This is a genomic window from Companilactobacillus musae (genome assembly GCF_003967595.1).
GTDB classification, from domain to species: domain Bacteria; phylum Bacillota; class Bacilli; order Lactobacillales; family Lactobacillaceae; genus Companilactobacillus; species Companilactobacillus musae.
This window is the reverse complement of the sequence record NZ_BIFW01000002.1, coordinates 66,590-82,866: the sequence shown is the minus strand read 5'-3', so window position 1 is coordinate 82,866 and position 16,277 is coordinate 66,590. Positions and strand designations below refer to the sequence as shown.

Sequence of the window (16,277 nt, the reverse complement as noted above, 5' to 3'; positions counted from 1 at the left end):
TAAAAACAAGTGTTTATTATTAATGAACACGAAAAAGATTGAAAACAGGAGGTAAAACCTATGAAAGTTGCAATTCTAGGATTTGGAACAGTAGGAAAAGGTGTCTATAAAATAATTAAGAAGGCGAATGGACAAACCCAAAACCTCTCTGTAAGTCACATATTGATTAGGAAAAATAAAGAACCTATCTTGCCAGAGATGACATCTGAAATAGATAAAATACTAAATGATAGGGAAACAGAGGTTGTCGTTGAGGCAATAGGTGGAATTGAACCGGCTCATGAATATATTTTGTCAGCCTTAAAACATGGCAAAAATGTTATTACAGCCAATAAGGCAGTAATTGCTATTTATTTAAAAGAATTTACCGAAGCTGCTGAAAAGAATAATGTAAAGTTTTACTTTGAAGCATCAGTCGGTGGTGGAATTCCTTGGATTCAAGGTCTGGAGAAGGCTTTAAGAATTGATAATGTAAATTCAATTTCAGGAATTTTTAACGGAACAAGTAACTTTATTTTGGATCAGATGAGCCGCAATGGTGAATCGTTTGTCGATGTGCTAAAAAAGGCCCAGAAGTTAGGATATGCGGAAGCTGATCCTAGTGCTGATATTGATGGATACGATGTTGCCAATAAACTCTGTATCAGTGCTGATATTGCATATAATATCGACATTCAAAATCATCAGAGCTTACCTATATTTGGAATCAGAAATATTACTTGTGCTGACGTTAAGTATTTTCAAAGACGAGGATTGGCAGTTAAATTAATTGGTCGTACACATCAAAGTGGCGATAAATTTGATTATGTCGTCGAACCAACGCTCTTTTTGGATCGAACACTTGAGGCCAATACTCCTGATAATTACAATTTAATTTCATTGAATGGAGATACAATTGGACAATTAGATTTCTTCGGTCAAGGCGCAGGGATGTACCCAACTGCAAATGCAGTGATTCAAGATATTTTAGATATTGCTGAACGTAAAATCCACCTTAAACGAAACTTCGATAAAAAAATGCATTATTGTCCAGAATTAACAAAGGGTAACTATTTGGTTCGTTCTAATAAAAAGATTGATTCTATTTTTAAGGATTATCAGCTTTCTCAAGAGGGAGCATACGTAGAAGTTAAAAAGATTCCTGTGGGAGAAATGCATCATTTAATGAAAGAAGTTTTGAAATCTGATGCGGCAGCCTTTATGGTTAGTCTTCCGAGTCAAGGGGAGGTAGCCTAATGAAAGTAGCTAAATTTGGTGGGAGTTCAGTTGCAGATGCTGAACAATTTAGAAAAGTTAAACAAATTATTTATAATGATGCTGAACGAAAAGTAGTAGTTGTCAGTGCGGCTGGTAAAAGTCAAAAAGAACCAGTTAAGATAACTGATATGCTGATTGCTTTGGAGCAGGCAGCAGATACTGATAAAAAGCAACTTTTTCAAAAAATTGCTAAACGAATTCTTAAAATAAAAGCTGATTTGAAACTAAGTATTGATATTAGAAGTGACTTAAATACTATTCAAAAGTCACTACAGCATTGTTCACATGATTATTTAATTTCACGTGGAGAGTATTTAACTGCAAAACTAATGGCAGATTATTTAGGATTTTATTTTGTTGATGCCAAAGATGTCTTGGTATTTAATGATGATTTAGATTATGTAGAGTCCGGTAAAAGATTAAAGCAAATAATGTTACAACATCCTAATGTTGTTGTACCAGGGTTTTATGGAGCCAATAACAATGGGACAATTCATTTGATGCCTCGTGGTGGCAGTGATATTTCAGGAGCAATTTTGGCTAATTTATTAGATGCCAATTTGTATGAGAATTGGACTGACGTATCAGGTATTTTAATGGCCGATCCAAGAATCATCAGTCATTCAAAACGCATTGAAAAGTTAACTTATGATGAATTGCAGGCCTTGTCTTATATGGGAATTGGAGTTTTTCAAGAAGAAGCAGTTCGTCCAGTCTGGAAAAAGCAAATACCAACAGCTATCTTGAATACAAATTGCCCTGAATCTGGTGGAACTTTGGTAGTTGCCAAATTGCAAGAAAACAGTGATCACATTGTTACAGGAATAGCTGGTGGGAAGGATTACACTGTTATTACTATTCAAAAATATCAATTAAATAAACATATAGAAGTATTGCAGAAGGTTCTAGAAAGTTTTCAAAAGTTACATATAGTTAGTAACTACGTACCTTCAGGAAATGATGGATTCAGTTTTGTTTGCCAAAAACAAGCGATTGGAAATAAATTGAATCAGTTAATAGCTGATCTAACTAATAATTGTGGTGTAGATTCAGTCGACGTTAATCAAAATATTGCTCTAGTAGCGGCTGTGTCATTACAGTTTAGTCAACGTCCAGCAATGGCTGGAAAAATTTTGAACTACTTGGACAATAGTTTGATAAAAGTTAGATTTGTTTTTCAAGAAGGTAGTGATATTAAGGTGGTATTTGGGGTCGCTAATGCAGACTATGAAAGAACCATCAATAGAATTTACCATGAGTCGATGGATTATCATCGAAAAAAGATTTCAGCATAAAAAAACTCAGCAATGGAATTTTCCAGTTGCTGAGTTTTTTTTATTATTTTTCATTATTTTGATTTGTATAAGTTGTTGAATGTTCAAGAAATGCTTGATCGTCAGGATCAGCACCAACACGTTTATCACTATCCAATTTAGCAATTTGATCCATTTCTTCAGGTGTCAAATCGAAGTGGTAATCAAAGATATCAATATTCTCCTTGATACGATTTTCGTGAGTTGATTTAGGAATGACGATTTCGCCACGTTGGATGTGCCAACGTAAAATTACTTGAGCAGGACTCTTTTGATACTTGGCAGCAATCTCTTTAATTACAGGATTATCAACGACCTTATTGATTCCACCACCAAGTGGACTCCATGATTCGTGAGCAATATTTTTTTCTTGTAAATATTCATGAAGATCATTCTCTTGTAGATAAGGATGAGTTTCAATTTGATCAACCATTGGTGCAATTCTAGCAGTTTTCATTAATTGCTCAATATGATGAGCTTTGAAGTTAGAAACGCCGATAGCTCTAATTTTGCCTGCCGTATAGAGGTCTTCCATGGCCCGCCAATTCTCTTCAAAGCCAGCTGCTGGCCAGTGTATTAAGTACATATCCAAATAATCAAGACCTAATTTTTGGAGTGAATTATTAAATTGTGCAATTGTTTCATCGTATCCACGGACGTTGTTCCAAACTTTTGTAGTGATGAAAAGATACTTACGATCGATGCCAGATTCTTTAATAGCTTTACCGACAGCTTCTTCATTATCGTAGAAACTAGCAGTATCAATATGTCTGTAACCATTTTCGATAGCCCATTTGACACTGTTCAAGACCTCGTCGTCGTTCATTCTGAAAACTCCGAGTCCCACTTGGGGAATCATAACACCGTTTGCTAATTCGATATAAGGAATATTTGTAGCCATAAATTTACCTCCTGTGTATTTTCAATTCCATTATAGTCTAGTTATTTGTATAAAAAATGTATAAATAATGTAAAAGCTATATTTGATTATTTTACAGAAAATTAATTGTTACTTTACATTGCTTTGTTAATCTTATGTTGTTCAAAAAAATGATACAGAAAGTTGGGAGTTATTTATGAAAAAAGGGCGATTATTAACCGCTATCTTAGGGGTATTTTTGCTACTTACAGGTGTTTTAGCAGGTTGTTCATCAAAGAGTTCAGCCTCTGAAAAACAAGGTGGCGATAGTAATAAGGAAATCACAATGGTTTTCTATCCAAATGAATCAGCTAAGAATTTTACCGCTTCACGTAAGGCTTTGCAAGAACAATTGCACAAAGCTACTGGTAAGAAAGTTAACATTCAAACAACAACAGATTACAACGTAGCTATTGAAGCTATTGCATCTGGTAAGGCACAACTTGCTTTCATGGGTGCTGATGGTTATATTCAAGCTCACGCACAAAATAGTAAAGTAGAACCTTTACTTCTTCAATCAGGTCCTGATGGTACAACTAAGGGTGCTAGTTACTGGTCATACCTAATGGTTCCAAAGGATAAAGCCGATCAATATAAAAAAGATGGCAAGTACGACATTGATAAGATCAAAGGCGAAAAAATCTCATTTGTTTCAGCTAGTTCAACATCTGGTTTTGCCGTTCCAACAGACGAAATTCAAAAGCATTTCAAACTAAAGAACAAAGATGAACTATCAGAAGGTGGTAAATTCTTTAGCAAGGTTCTTTATGGAAGTACTCACCCAGGTTCAGCAATCAACTTATTGAAGGGTGACGCTGATGTTGCTGCCTTTGATGATGGCGATTTGACACCATTCTTAAAGGTTTCAGAAGGTGGTTATGACAAAGTTGGTTCAACATTTAAAGTTAGAGACGATGCTGATGCACCATTCGCAGAATTTAAGGGTAAGGAATTAGTTAATATTTCAGTTCTACCTGTTCAAAATGGACCTTTCGTTGTTAATAAGAAGGCCTTGAGTGAAAAAGATACAGATGCTATTACAAAGCTTTTCACAACTAAAGAATTTACAAATAACAAAGATTTATTCTCAGATGGAAAGAGCAAAACACCAACATTGTGGCAAAAGAAGAGTGATAAGACAATTCTTCTAAAAGTTAATGATGACTGGTATAAACCTACTCACGAACTTGTTGGTAAATAAGAGAGGTAACCTATGTTAGAGGTTAAAGATTTACAAAAGAGTTATGAAAAAGATAAACCGGCCTTGACTAATATATCGTTTGATATCAAACCAGGTACATTTGTGGCAATCATCGGACCTTCTGGTGCTGGTAAGACAACTATTTTAAGAAGTCTGAATCAGCTTATCAAAGATGACGGTGGTCAAATACTTTTGGACGGTAATGATATCAGAACTGCTAATAAAACGCAGTTACGTAAATATCGTCGTCAAATAGGAATGGTTTTTCAAAACTACAATCTAGTAGAACGTTTGACAGTAATAGAAAATGTTTTGCACGGTCGTTTAGGTTATAAATCGACTTTGGCTGGTGTTTTTGGGAGATATACCCAAGAAGAAAAAGAAGAAGCTATGTCATTACTAAAAAAAGTAGGATTAGAAAACTTTGCTTTGCAAAGATGTTCTGAATTGAGTGGTGGTCAGAAACAACGTGTTGGGATTGCCCGTTCATTGATTCAACATCCGAAAGTGATCTTATGTGATGAACCAATTGCCTCTTTGGATCCAGCTTCAGCTCAAAATGTAATGGAATTACTAAAGGATCTTACTGAAGAATATAACTTGATTTGTATTGCCAATCTTCATCAAATCAATATGGCAAAGAAATACGCTGATCAAATTATTGGTATCCGTAAAGGTAAGTTAGTTTTCGATGAAAATGCTGATTTGTTATCAGAAGACATTTTGAGAACACTTTATGATCAAGATATTACAAAGGAGCTTGAATAATGCAATCTCCTGCAAAATTTTTAAAGCATAAAGGTTGGCATCAGACAACGATTATCGCACTCGTTGGTGGTATCTATGTATTAGGCAGTTGGTTTTTAAAATTCGATAATTTGAATGGATTACTTGCAATACCTAAGGCATTTGCATGGTTAGGTGTCAACTTCAGACCTACGGCTAACTCTATGGAGTATCTACCTAGAATTTGGCAAAAACTTATTCAAACAGTGTTATTAGCAATTTCTTCTACCGTAGTAGCAGCAATTATTTCTATCTTTGTAGCTCTTTTGGGTTCAAAGGTCACAGGAATTAATGGTTTTGTTCAAACCCTTGTACGTGGAGTAGCCTCGTTCTTTAGAAATATTCCCTTAGTTGCATGGTCAATGATTCTACTATTTTCTTTTAAACAAAGTGATTTCACTGGTTTTCTGGCTTTGTTATTGATGTCTATTGGATATTTGATTCGTGCCTTTATGGAAATTATTGAAGATGAAGCCAGTGAAACAATGTTGGCTCTAAAAGCCACTGGAGCAAACTATTTCCAGGTTATTTTTCAGGCTGTATTACCACAGATCTTACCAAGTATTCTTAGTTGGATTTTATACATGATTGAAAATAACGTACGTGACGCTACTTTGGTTGGTATTTTGACTGGTACGGGTATTGGATTTATTTTTGATATTTACTATAAGAGTTTCAGATTTGATGCCGCAGGAATGACTGTTTTAGCAATTATTATCGTTGTTATAGGATTAGAAACTATTTCAAATCAAATTAGGAAGGTGATTTTATGATAAATAGCGAAGAAACTAATACTATTATTCAAAAACCAAAATTGCCTGATTCTCCTGAGATCAAACTGCATGAGAAGAGCTTATCTAGAACAATGATAATTGCAGTGTTTATAGGGTTAATTCTTATTACAGGATATACATTAACTCATTTAGATACTGCAGGAGTGCAGATTAATCAAGCTTTTAAGGAATTAATAACGACTTTGAATCAAATGTTCTTACAGCCTAATGCGGGAACTGATGGGGTGACTTTGTTACTCCAAGCATTAGGAAGTAGTTTATTACTTTCAATTTTGACAACAATCATCGGAGCCGTTTTCGGATTTTTGTTTGCGGTTTTAGCTTCTAAGAATTTGACTAATGCCTATCTAGGTGCAGGCATAAGAGTAGTCATGGCTATTATTAGAGCAATTCCCACAATTATCTGGGCTCTAATTTTCTCAATCGTTTGTGGACTGGGAACAACTGCTGCCATATTGGGATTGAGTTTTCATAGTGTCGCTTATCTGACGAAAGCTTATTCTGAAAGTATTGAAGGTATTGATAATTCTACAATTGAATCTTTAAAAGTAACTGGTGCAAAGTTTTGGGTTATTATCTTTCAAGCCATTTGGCCAACCATCGTAGCTTCATTTGTTTCCTGGACATTTATTCGTTTGGAAATTAATTTTGCTAATGCAATCGCTGTTGGTGCAGCCGCCGGAGCTGGTGGTATTGGGTATCAATTATTTGTTGCTAGTGGAATGAGTTTTGATTTTCATGAAACAGGCTTCATCGTTTATCTAGTTATTTTAGTAACATTTGTACTTGAGTTTATTGCGGTTAAGATAAGAAGATTTTATTTAAACCGTTAAGTTAGGGAGAGAATTTTATGATTGAAGCAGTTATTTTTGATTGGGCTGGAACAACTGTTGATTACGGCAGTTTGGCACCAGTTATCGCATTTAAAAAAGCATTCAAAGATGCCGGGATTGAATTGAGCGATGAGGATATTCGCCGAGACATGGGTATGGCCAAGTGGGATCACATTGGTAAAATCTTAGAGCTTAATAATGTTAAACAACAATGGGAACAGAAGTATTCTGAATTGCCTAAAGAAAGTGATCGTAAAAAGATTTACGAAGATTTCCAAAGGGCATTACTTCATTATTTAAAAGAATGTACAGAGTTAAAATCCGGGGTATTGAAGACTTTTAATTATCTTAAAGAATACGGAATCAAAGTTGCAACAACGACCGGTTATACTGCTGAGATGATGGAAATTGTTCAAAATAAAGCCGCTGAGTCAGGCTATACACCTGATTTGGTTGTAACTTCTGAAGACGTCAATGGGTTAGGACGTCCATCTCCAGCTATGATTCAATACATAATGAAGAAATTCAATATTGACGATCCTAAGAAAATCATCAAAGTTGGTGATACTTTGGTTGATATCGAAGAGGGTCAAAATGCTGGTGTTAAAACGGTTGGGATAGTCGAAGGCAGTAGTTTGATGGGATTGTCACAAGTTGAATTTGATGAACTAAATAATGACGAACAACTTGTTAGTAGAAATACAGTGAAACGTGAATTTGAATCAGTAGATACTGATTTTGTAATTGACAGTATATTTGATTTAGTTCAAATTATTGAATATTTAAATGAATCGATGGATAAAAAATGGTAGAAAAATATTTGCTCCTAACACCAGGACCTTTAACAACAAGTGAAACAGTTAAACAAGCAATGGATTTTGACTATTGTACATGGGATGATGATTATAAAAAAATTACGCAGTCATTCCGTCAGTCACTATTGGATGTTGCTCAAGTTAATGCAGATGAATATACAGCCGTTCCAATTCAAGGTAGTGGAACTTATGGAGTTGAATCTGTCATTAGTTCAACAATCTCAGCAAATGATAAGTTAATGATTGCTATCAATGGAGCTTACGGTAAACGTATTAGTGAAATGGCTGATATTTATGGTATTAATCATGTGGATTTAGTGGTGGATGAAAGGGAACCAATTACTTTAGAATTGGTGACCGAATATTTAGATAAGTATCCAGATATTACTCATTTTGCCATGATCCATTGTGAAACAACGACAGGTGTTCTTAATCCTATTGAGGATATTATTCCATTAGTAAATGCTCGAGGTATTGTAACAATTGTTGATGCAATGAGTAGTTTCGGTGGGGTTCCTATTAATGTTAAAGATAACAAAATTGATTATTTGATCAGCAGCTCTAACAAGTGTATCCAAGGTGTTCCAGGATTTTCATTTGTAATTGCTAGAAAGAATGTTTTAGAAGCAACTAAAGGAACTGCTAGAACATTATCGTTGGATCTTTACGATCAATATGCTGAAATGGAACAAAATAACGGAAAATGGCGTTTTACTTCACCAACTCACGTAGTACATGCTTTTTATGAAGCCCTTCAAGAGTTGGCTCAAGAAGGTGGAGTAGTAGCTCGTCATCAACGTTATGTTAATAACCAAAAACATTTGGCTGGAGGAATGGAAGAGCTTGGATTTAAAGTATTGATTGATGAAAAATATCAATCGCCAATAATTACATCTTTTATTTATCCTAGTGATGATTTTGACTTCCATGAATTTTATCAAGAGTTAAAGAGCGATGGATTCGTAATTTATCCTGGTAAGATTTCTCAAGTACCAACTTTTAGAATTGGTAATATTGGAGAAGTTTATGATGAGGATATTACTAAATTACTTGTAGCAATTAAAGAGATTATTAATAGATAAAAAATAGCGTTTATTTAGAGATAGGGTACACATTATGGATTGTGTATCGGCAACTCTGAATAAACGCTATTTTTTTATTATTGAGTATATCAATATACTCGATTTCTAATCATTGTGATTTTCTAATTTCAGAATATTGGCTATGGAATCATAATATCTTAAATATAATAGTTCACAGCATTCCCACCAAGTGCCTGCTAATAAAGCACTACCAATAACATCACTTGGGAAATGACCACGTAGGTAAATTCTTGAAATGGCTACAATAATTAGCCAGATAATTAAAATAATAGTAAGAATCTGTCGTGTAGATTGTTTTTTTATGTAAGGTAAAACAAGAAATATTAGTGTCAAAACCACTAGTGTTGTGCCAAAAGTATGACCACTGGGAAAACTGTAACCTGATGCAGGGATGATTTTATCCAGAGGACGTTGACGTCTAACGGTTATTTTAACTAAAAATGAAATAATATTTCCACTGATCAAAATGAAGCCAATCCAAAGACTGGAATCTTTTTTACCATGCTTATATAAAAGAAACATGATTATTAATAGATATATGACGTCCATAATAGGACTACCTAAAAAAGTAATAGCAGAAAAGATTTTAGTATTAATAGGCGAGACGATGGAACTAAAAGTATGTTGAATTGAATGATCAATTCCTAAAATAAATGAATTATTAGATACAATCATTATTTCTAATAAAAAGAAAATAGCTACATAGATTATGGAGAGTGATTTTCTATGATTATTTTGTTTAAATATCAAAATAAAACTCCTTTGTGACAAAAATGATAAGAAACAATCTCTCATCATTTGCTTTAAGCTTTGATTGTAATATTATTTTCATAACATTTACAGTGAATTAGTTATATTTTTTAAAGATATTTAATCATACGAAATAATATACGCTTTGTTTCCATTAATGATATAATCAACTCTACGAAAAGGAGGCTCAAAATGCTTACATTAATGGCAGCCAGCTCCAGTAGTTCAGCACCTTTGTTGATTGCTATTGGAGTGGCGATTCTTGTTATTATTTGGTTATTTATTAAAACGGGAATTGCTTTGTTACATCATCCAATAATCGGAATTATTTTAATTCTATTAGGGGGTTTAGGATTATGGAATTATTTGATTATCGGTATCGGGGTAATAGTCGGTGGAATAGTTTTCTTGGTAGTATCACAATTTTTTAATAATTAATAGTAAAAAAGAGAGTGGAAAGAATTGTTTAATTTCCGGTAATAAAAGATTCTCATGCAGTGATCATAAAATGGTTACCACATGGGGATTTTTTATTGGAATAGAATAAGATTAATTGTTTGATTTTTTCGGCAAAGTATTCGATGATAACGTTTGCAAGCAACTTATATAGTTACATAGATTGTTGATTTAATTTTTCGGAAGGAAAGTGAAAATATGACAAAAATGATAGCTGGACAGGCTTTAGTAAAAGTTTTAGAAGATTGGGGCGTTGATCATATCTATGGTGTTCCCGGTGGGTCGATTAACCATACTGTCGAAGGACTTTATTTGGAGAAAGATAAAGTTAAATATATTCAAGTTCGTCATGAAGAAGTAGGTGCAATTGCGGCCTCTGCTGATGCCAAATTTACTGGTAAGATTGGAGTTGCTTTTGGATCCGCTGGTCCTGGGGCAACGCATTTATTCAACGGATTGTATGATGCCAAGATGGATCATGTTCCAATGCTTGCTTTAGTAGGACAAGTTCCACAAGAAAATATGAATACAAATTACTTCCAAGAAATGGATGAAGGACCTATGTTCTCAGATGTAGCTGTTTATAATCGTACGGTTACAACGGCTGAACAGATCCCTTATGTTATTAATCAAGCCATTCGTGAAGCATATCGTCAAAGTGGTGTGGCAGTTGTCATTTTGCCAGAAGATTTGACAACAAAAGAAATTGATTATGTGCCTGCTAAGACGCCTAAGATTGTTAAAAATACTTATTCACAAACTATCAATCCAGAAGACGTTAAGAATACCTTGAAGATGTTAAAAGAAGCTAAGCATCCTTTAGTTTATGCTGGACGTGGTTTACTGGGTGCTAAGGATGTTTTGACCAAATTCTCAGAGCAATTCAATATTCCAGTTATGAATACTGTACCAGCGACTGGAGTTATTAGTACTGATCATTCAAACTTTATTGGCACTTTTGGCCGTTTAGGCAGCAAGTCTGGATTTGAAGCATTGCAACATACTGATTTGATTCTATTCATTGGCTCTGAATTTCCATTTGCTAGATTCTGGCCTGAGAATGTCAAAATCATTGATGTAAATAATAATGCTTACGATATTGGTAAAACAGTTGACGTTGACTATGCAGTTATTGCTGATGCCAAAAGTTATTTACAAGCTTTAATTGATACCAAGGAAACGATCCCTGCGGGTCTTTGGTTGAAAGCAAATCAAGAAAATAAAGCAAATTGGGACAAATGGCTTGATAAGTTGGCTAAAGATGATAGTGACGGATTAAATCCAGAAACCATTACAAATAAAATTGCCGAAATGGCTGGACCTAATGATACGTATGGAGTTGATACTGGTAATGTGTCAGAATTTGGTGTCCGTGGTTTGCCAATGAATCATAATCAACGTTTTGCTATTTCTGGATTGTTTGCCACGATGGGCTTTGGTTTACCAGCTGGATTGGCTGGAGCTTTGAGTGTTCCTGATGCTCAGGCTTGGACTCTTTCAGGTGATGGTGGTTTTTCAATGGTTGCTCCTGATTTAATTACTGAAGCCAGATATGGTTTGCCAGTTGTTAATGTTGTACTTTCAAATGAAAGACTTGGTTTTATTTATTATGAACAAGTTGCATCAAAACAACATTTGTATGGGGTTGATTTAACAGGTGCCGACTGGGCTAAAGTAGCTGAGGGTCTTGGTGGTATTGGTTTTACGGTCAAGTCTATTAAAGATGTTAATGAAACATTTGACAAAATCAAAGAGTTGCAAGCAAGTGGCAACAAGAAACCAATCGTTGTTAATGCTGTTATTAAGCAAGATGATCCTGTAGCAACTGCCTTCATGCCTCTAGATCCTAAACTATATGGTCAAGAAGCAGTAGATGCTTATGCTAAGAAGTATCATATTGATGTTAAAGAGCAACCTTCACTTGGTGAGATTTTGAGATCTCAAGGAGATAATGATTAGCGTTAGACATATTTAAACTATTTAATAAGATAATTGAGAACAGTACAAAACAGAATTTAAATTCTACACAAAAATCCCAGTATGATGACCAAAATGGTTGTCATACTGGGATTTTATATTATGTATTTATCCAAAATTTCCAGACACGTAGTCTTCAGTGGCTTGCATATGAGGATTAGTAAAAACATTAACGGTCGAATTGTATTCAATGATATGTCCTAAGTGTAGAAAGGCAGTGTAGTCACTAATACGGGATGCTTGTTGTAAATTGTGAGTTACGATGATAATTGAGTAATCCTTACTAAGAGTTTTTAGAGTTTCTTCAATTTTCGAAGTAGAAATTGGATCTAATGCACTGGCAGGTTCGTCCAAAAGCAAAATATCTGGGCGCATAGCAATTGATCTGGCAATGCAAAGTCTTTGTTGCTGACCACCAGAAAGAGCTAAAGCACTTTTATTGAGATCATCTTTGACCTCGTCCCAGAGTGCAGCACCTTTTAAACTCTGTTCCAAACGTTCATCTAGATCATTTTTTTTAGTGATGCCAGCATTTTTTAATGCAAAAGTGATATTCTCACGGATTGATTTAGCAAAAGGATTTGGTCTTTGAAAAACCATACCGATATGTTTTCTAACCTCGTAAACATTAATTTTCGATGAATTAATATTAACGTCACGATAAGAAATTTCTCCTTCAACACGGGCAATTTTATCATTCATACGGTTTAAGCAACGTAAGAAAGTTGATTTTCCGCAACCAGATGCACCAATCAAAGCAGTTATTTCGTGACGGGGGAAACTTAGATTGGCATCAAAAATGGCATGGTTATCACCATAATAAACTTGCAAGTCTTTAGTGGAAAGAACGCTTTTTTCTTTAATATTTGTAATATATGATTCATTAAGATTATATTCGTTCAATTGTAAGTCCTCATTTCGTTGCAGTGATTTTATTGTACAGTTTATTACCTAAGTAACGTGCACCAAGGTTAAAAATAAGAATAACGATGATCAAAACAGCGGAAGAAGCACTCGAAATTAAATGAGCGTCAGGTGTGACACTTTCAGTATTAACTTTCCAAATATGGACTGCTAGAGTTTCGGCAGGGCGCATGGGGTTAAGAAAACTTGTTGCAGAAAAAATATTCCAATTCCCATAATCAACTGTGGGGGCACTTTGACCAGCAGTGTAAATTAGTGCGGCAGCTTCACCAAAGATTCTACCGGCACTAAGAATCAGACCAGTTAGAATACCTGGTAGGGCAGCAGGGAGAATGATTTTGACAGTTGTTTTCCAGTTAGAAAGTCCTAAAGACATACCAGCTTCTCTTTGTAGATTAGGTACACTTCTCAGTGACTCTTCAATGTTTCTAGTCAATAAAGGTAAATTGAAGAAGGTTAAGGCAATGGCACCAGAAAGAATTGAAAAGCCAAGATTTAATTTAATAACAAATAGTAAGTAGCCAAATAAGCCAACCACTACTGAAGGTAATGAACTTAAAACTTCAACACTGGTTCTGATCAAATCCGTAAACCAATTGTCTGAAGCATATTCCGATAAATAGATACCGGCTCCCAGTCCGATGGGTAAAGAAACAATAATTGTTAAAACTAAAAGATAAAGGGAATTGAATAATTGATCCCTGATTCCGCCACCAGCACTGAATGATTGGGCGGCAGAAGTTAAGAAACTCCAAGAAATATCAGGGACACCATTGAATAAAATATATCCTAAGATGGCAATTAACAGTATAACGACCGTTGCTACTAAGGCGTAAATGACACCGCTGGCAATGCGGTCTATTTTTTTTGCATTCATTTAGAAGCGACCTTTCTTTCCAATGAATTTAACAAGTAGATTTAGGATCAGTGACATCAATAATAAAATCAAAGCCAGTGACCAAAGCGCGTTGTTAGGTAAAGTTCCCATAACAGTATTACCGATATCGGTAGTTAGTTTACTAGTTAGGGTTGAAGCTGGTGAAACTAGATTTTTTGGCATCAAAGCAGCATTACCAATGACCATTTGAACGGCTAAAGCTTCACCAAAAGCACGTGCCATACCAAAAATAATTGCTGTTAAAATGCCCGGAACAGCAGCACGTAAGATCACTTTATAGATTGTTTGCCACCGAGTGGCTCCAAGAGCTAAAGAGGCTTGACGATAGTAGAGTGGAACAGATTTTAGACTATCAACTGATAATGAAGTAATAGTTGGTAAAATCATGACGAAAAGAACCAAAGTACCGGATAGAATACCAAAACCAGTTCCACCAAAAATTCCTCTGATGAAAGGAACAATTACGGATAAGCCAATAAATCCGTAAACAACGGAAGGAATTCCAACTAATAATTCAATAACTGGTTGGAGTATTTTACTACCATGTTTGCTCGAAAATTCAGACATGAAGATAGCCACTCCCAATGCAAATGGTGTTGCTAATAAAGCGGCAAGTAAAGTGACACTGAAAGAGGTCACAATCATTGGTAAAGCACCGATGTCTGGATGTCCGTGAGTATCAGTAGCACCAGGATTCCAATTAGTTTTAGTTAAAAAATCTGTTACTCGAACATGGTCTTTGGTGAATGTGGCTAATCCTTTAGAGGCAATGAAGTAAAGAATACAAGTAACCAATAAAATGATTAAACCAATACATAAATAACAAATTCCCTTGCCAAAATAGTCTTGAAAAGTGGCTTTGGATTTCGCTTGTAGTTTTTTCTGAATATCATCCATAGGGAATCACTCCTGTACATATTAAAAAAGGACTTCAACCAAGATAGGACAAGGTTGAAGTTCTTTTTAGTTATTTATTTTGAACTAACTGTTCCTTTAGAATCTTTTTGAACTTTCATATTGTGGATACTGATGTAACCCATATCTTTAACCAATGAATCTTGAACGTCTTTAGAGTCCATGTAGTTAAGGAATTTGGCAGTAGCGCTATCGGTTTTACCGTTAGTGTACATATGTTCATATGACCAGATCTTCCATTTGTCTGATTCAACATTATCATCAGTAGGTTTTACGTTATCAATTGAAATAGCTTGAACTTTATCTGTGATATATGAGAAGGCTAGGTAACTAACAGCACCTGGTGTACTTTCAACAATCTTTTGAACAGTACCATTTGAGTCTTGTTCTTGAGATTTAATGGCTTCAGCACCTTTTAAAACAGCTGCCTCAAAAGTTGCACGAGTACCACTACCTTTGGCACGATTAACAACGGTAATTTTTTCGTCTTTACCACCAACTTCTTTCCAGTTAGTGATTTTACCTGTAAAGATTTGTTTAACTTGATCCATTGTCAAATTTTTAACATTTGCATCTTTGTTAACAACAGGTGCCATACCAACAACGGCAACTTTATGATCAACTAATTTCTTTGAATCGATACCATCTTTTTGTTCGGCAAAGATATCTGAGTTACCAATAGTAACTGATTTATCTTGAACTTGACTCAAACCAGTACCAGAGCCACCGCCTTGAACAGTGATGTTAATTTTGCTGTTATTCTTTTGGAAATTAGTAGCTGCTTTTTCAACAAGAGGTTGTAAGGCAGTAGAACCAACAGCTGTAATTTTTCCTGAAGTTTCATTGTTGCTATTGCCCTTTGATGAAGCACTAGTTTTGTTATTTCCACAACCAGTAAGAACAAGCATCAAAGCTGCAAAGCCAAGTACCAAAGAAATAATATTCTTCTTTTTCATTTTTAAATCCCCTATTCAGATTCGTATTGATAAAGTAACTTATCGAACACCTATAAAGATAAAGGGATTGTGTATATATAATGTTTATTTAATGTAAAAGTTTTGTAAAGTTGTGAAAAAAATATACATTTGCTTTGTAAACTGAAAAAAAGCAAGGGAAATCAGTAAATGGCAAAATATTACAACACTTGTATTTGGCTATATTGAAACATAATGGACGAATTTAACAATGTAAATGACCGCCCCAATTTACATTGTTATAATCAAAATGTGATGTGGCTGTAGTTGGTGTTGTCTTCAAGAATATTTTATATAAAGATTCTTGATTTTTAATATTGTAATAGTTTCAGCCCTTGCAATATTAAATGACTGGAAGGAAG

16 protein-coding genes are annotated in these 16,277 nt (G+C 34.8%); 10 read left to right on the top strand and 6 right to left on the bottom strand.

The window, feature by feature from the left end:
* Positions 1 to 60 precede the first annotated feature (60 nt).
* Positions 61 to 1,236 (top strand): homoserine dehydrogenase, encoded by a 1,176-nt coding sequence (locus LAB100_RS03915; RefSeq protein WP_119325821.1) that lies wholly within the window; start codon positions 61 to 63, stop codon positions 1,234 to 1,236.
* The gene (locus LAB100_RS03910; RefSeq protein ID WP_119325822.1) at positions 1,236 to 2,552 is read left to right on the top strand and encodes an aspartate kinase; all 1,317 of its coding nucleotides are present in this window, start codon (positions 1,236 to 1,238) and stop codon (positions 2,550 to 2,552) included. The genes LAB100_RS03915 and LAB100_RS03910 overlap by 1 nt, the downstream gene beginning before the upstream one ends.
* A gap of 43 nt (positions 2,553 to 2,595) precedes the next feature.
* Here the strand turns inward: LAB100_RS03910 and LAB100_RS03905 are convergent, their stop codons facing one another.
* Positions 2,596 to 3,471 carry an aldo/keto reductase gene (locus LAB100_RS03905; RefSeq protein WP_119325823.1) on the bottom strand — a complete coding sequence of 292 codons (876 nt, stop codon included), beginning with the start codon at positions 3,469 to 3,471 and terminating at the stop codon, positions 2,596 to 2,598.
* Positions 3,472 to 3,646: 175 nt separating this feature from the next.
* Here LAB100_RS03905 and LAB100_RS03900 point away from each other — a divergent pair, with 175 nt between their 5' ends.
* From LAB100_RS03900 to phnW, 6 genes are read left to right on the top strand one after another with little or no spacing between them, the layout of a single operon-like run.
* Entirely contained in the window at positions 3,647 to 4,690 is a 1,044-nt protein-coding gene (locus LAB100_RS03900) for a phosphate/phosphite/phosphonate ABC transporter substrate-binding protein (protein ID WP_119325824.1), read from the top strand.
* Positions 4,691 to 4,702: 12 nt separating this feature from the next.
* Positions 4,703 to 5,458: a phosphonate ABC transporter ATP-binding protein gene (gene phnC, locus LAB100_RS03895; protein ID WP_119325825.1), complete on the top strand. Its 756-nt coding sequence runs from the start codon at positions 4,703 to 4,705 to the stop codon at positions 5,456 to 5,458.
* Positions 5,458 to 6,249: a phosphate/phosphonate ABC transporter permease gene (locus LAB100_RS03890; RefSeq protein WP_119325826.1), complete on the top strand. Its 792-nt coding sequence runs from the start codon at positions 5,458 to 5,460 to the stop codon at positions 6,247 to 6,249. Before phnC ends, LAB100_RS03890 begins: the two co-directional genes overlap by 1 nt.
* A complete protein-coding gene (locus tag LAB100_RS03885; RefSeq protein ID WP_119325827.1) occupies positions 6,246 to 7,103 on the top strand; it encodes a PhnE/PtxC family ABC transporter permease in 858 nt (285 codons plus the stop codon). The genes LAB100_RS03890 and LAB100_RS03885 overlap by 4 nt, the downstream gene beginning before the upstream one ends.
* Positions 7,104 to 7,120: 17 nt before the next feature.
* Complete coding sequence (gene phnX, locus LAB100_RS03880) at positions 7,121 to 7,915, top strand: phosphonoacetaldehyde hydrolase (protein WP_119325828.1); 795 nt, start codon at positions 7,121 to 7,123, stop codon at positions 7,913 to 7,915.
* Positions 7,909 to 9,000: a 2-aminoethylphosphonate--pyruvate transaminase gene (gene phnW, locus LAB100_RS03875; RefSeq protein WP_119325829.1), complete on the top strand. Its 1,092-nt coding sequence runs from the start codon at positions 7,909 to 7,911 to the stop codon at positions 8,998 to 9,000. The genes phnX and phnW overlap by 7 nt, the downstream gene beginning before the upstream one ends.
* Positions 9,001 to 9,105: 105 nt before the next feature.
* Here phnW and LAB100_RS03870 read toward each other — a convergent pair whose 3' ends face one another.
* On the bottom strand, positions 9,106 to 9,771 hold the full coding sequence (locus tag LAB100_RS03870) for a phosphatase PAP2 family protein (RefSeq protein WP_162894164.1): 666 nt from the start codon (positions 9,769 to 9,771) through the stop codon (positions 9,106 to 9,108).
* Positions 9,772 to 9,963: 192 nt separating this feature from the next.
* Here LAB100_RS03870 and LAB100_RS03865 point away from each other — a divergent pair, with 192 nt between their 5' ends.
* Positions 9,964 to 10,209 carry a hypothetical protein gene (locus LAB100_RS03865; RefSeq protein WP_119325831.1) on the top strand — a complete coding sequence of 82 codons (246 nt, stop codon included), beginning with the start codon at positions 9,964 to 9,966 and terminating at the stop codon, positions 10,207 to 10,209.
* 216 nt (positions 10,210 to 10,425) lie between these two features.
* A complete protein-coding gene (locus LAB100_RS03860) occupies positions 10,426 to 12,186 on the top strand; it encodes a thiamine pyrophosphate-binding protein (protein ID WP_119325832.1) in 1,761 nt (586 codons plus the stop codon).
* Positions 12,187 to 12,312: 126 nt separating this feature from the next.
* On the opposite strand, the gene pstB is transcribed toward LAB100_RS03860, so the two are convergent.
* The 4 genes from pstB to LAB100_RS03840 form a co-directional block, all read right to left on the bottom strand.
* The gene (gene pstB, locus LAB100_RS03855) at positions 12,313 to 13,107 is read right to left on the bottom strand and encodes a phosphate ABC transporter ATP-binding protein PstB (protein ID WP_119325833.1); all 795 of its coding nucleotides are present in this window, start codon (positions 13,105 to 13,107) and stop codon (positions 12,313 to 12,315) included.
* 10 nt (positions 13,108 to 13,117) lie between these two features.
* Positions 13,118 to 14,005 (bottom strand): phosphate ABC transporter permease PstA, encoded by an 888-nt coding sequence (gene pstA, locus LAB100_RS03850; protein ID WP_119325834.1) that lies wholly within the window; start codon positions 14,003 to 14,005, stop codon positions 13,118 to 13,120.
* Entirely contained in the window at positions 14,006 to 14,923 is a 918-nt protein-coding gene (gene pstC, locus LAB100_RS03845) for a phosphate ABC transporter permease subunit PstC (protein ID WP_119325835.1), read from the bottom strand. It lies immediately after the preceding gene.
* Between the two features lie 74 nt (positions 14,924 to 14,997).
* A complete protein-coding gene (locus LAB100_RS03840; RefSeq protein WP_119325836.1) occupies positions 14,998 to 15,897 on the bottom strand; it encodes a phosphate ABC transporter substrate-binding protein PstS family protein in 900 nt (299 codons plus the stop codon).
* Positions 15,898 to 16,277 lie beyond the last annotated feature (380 nt).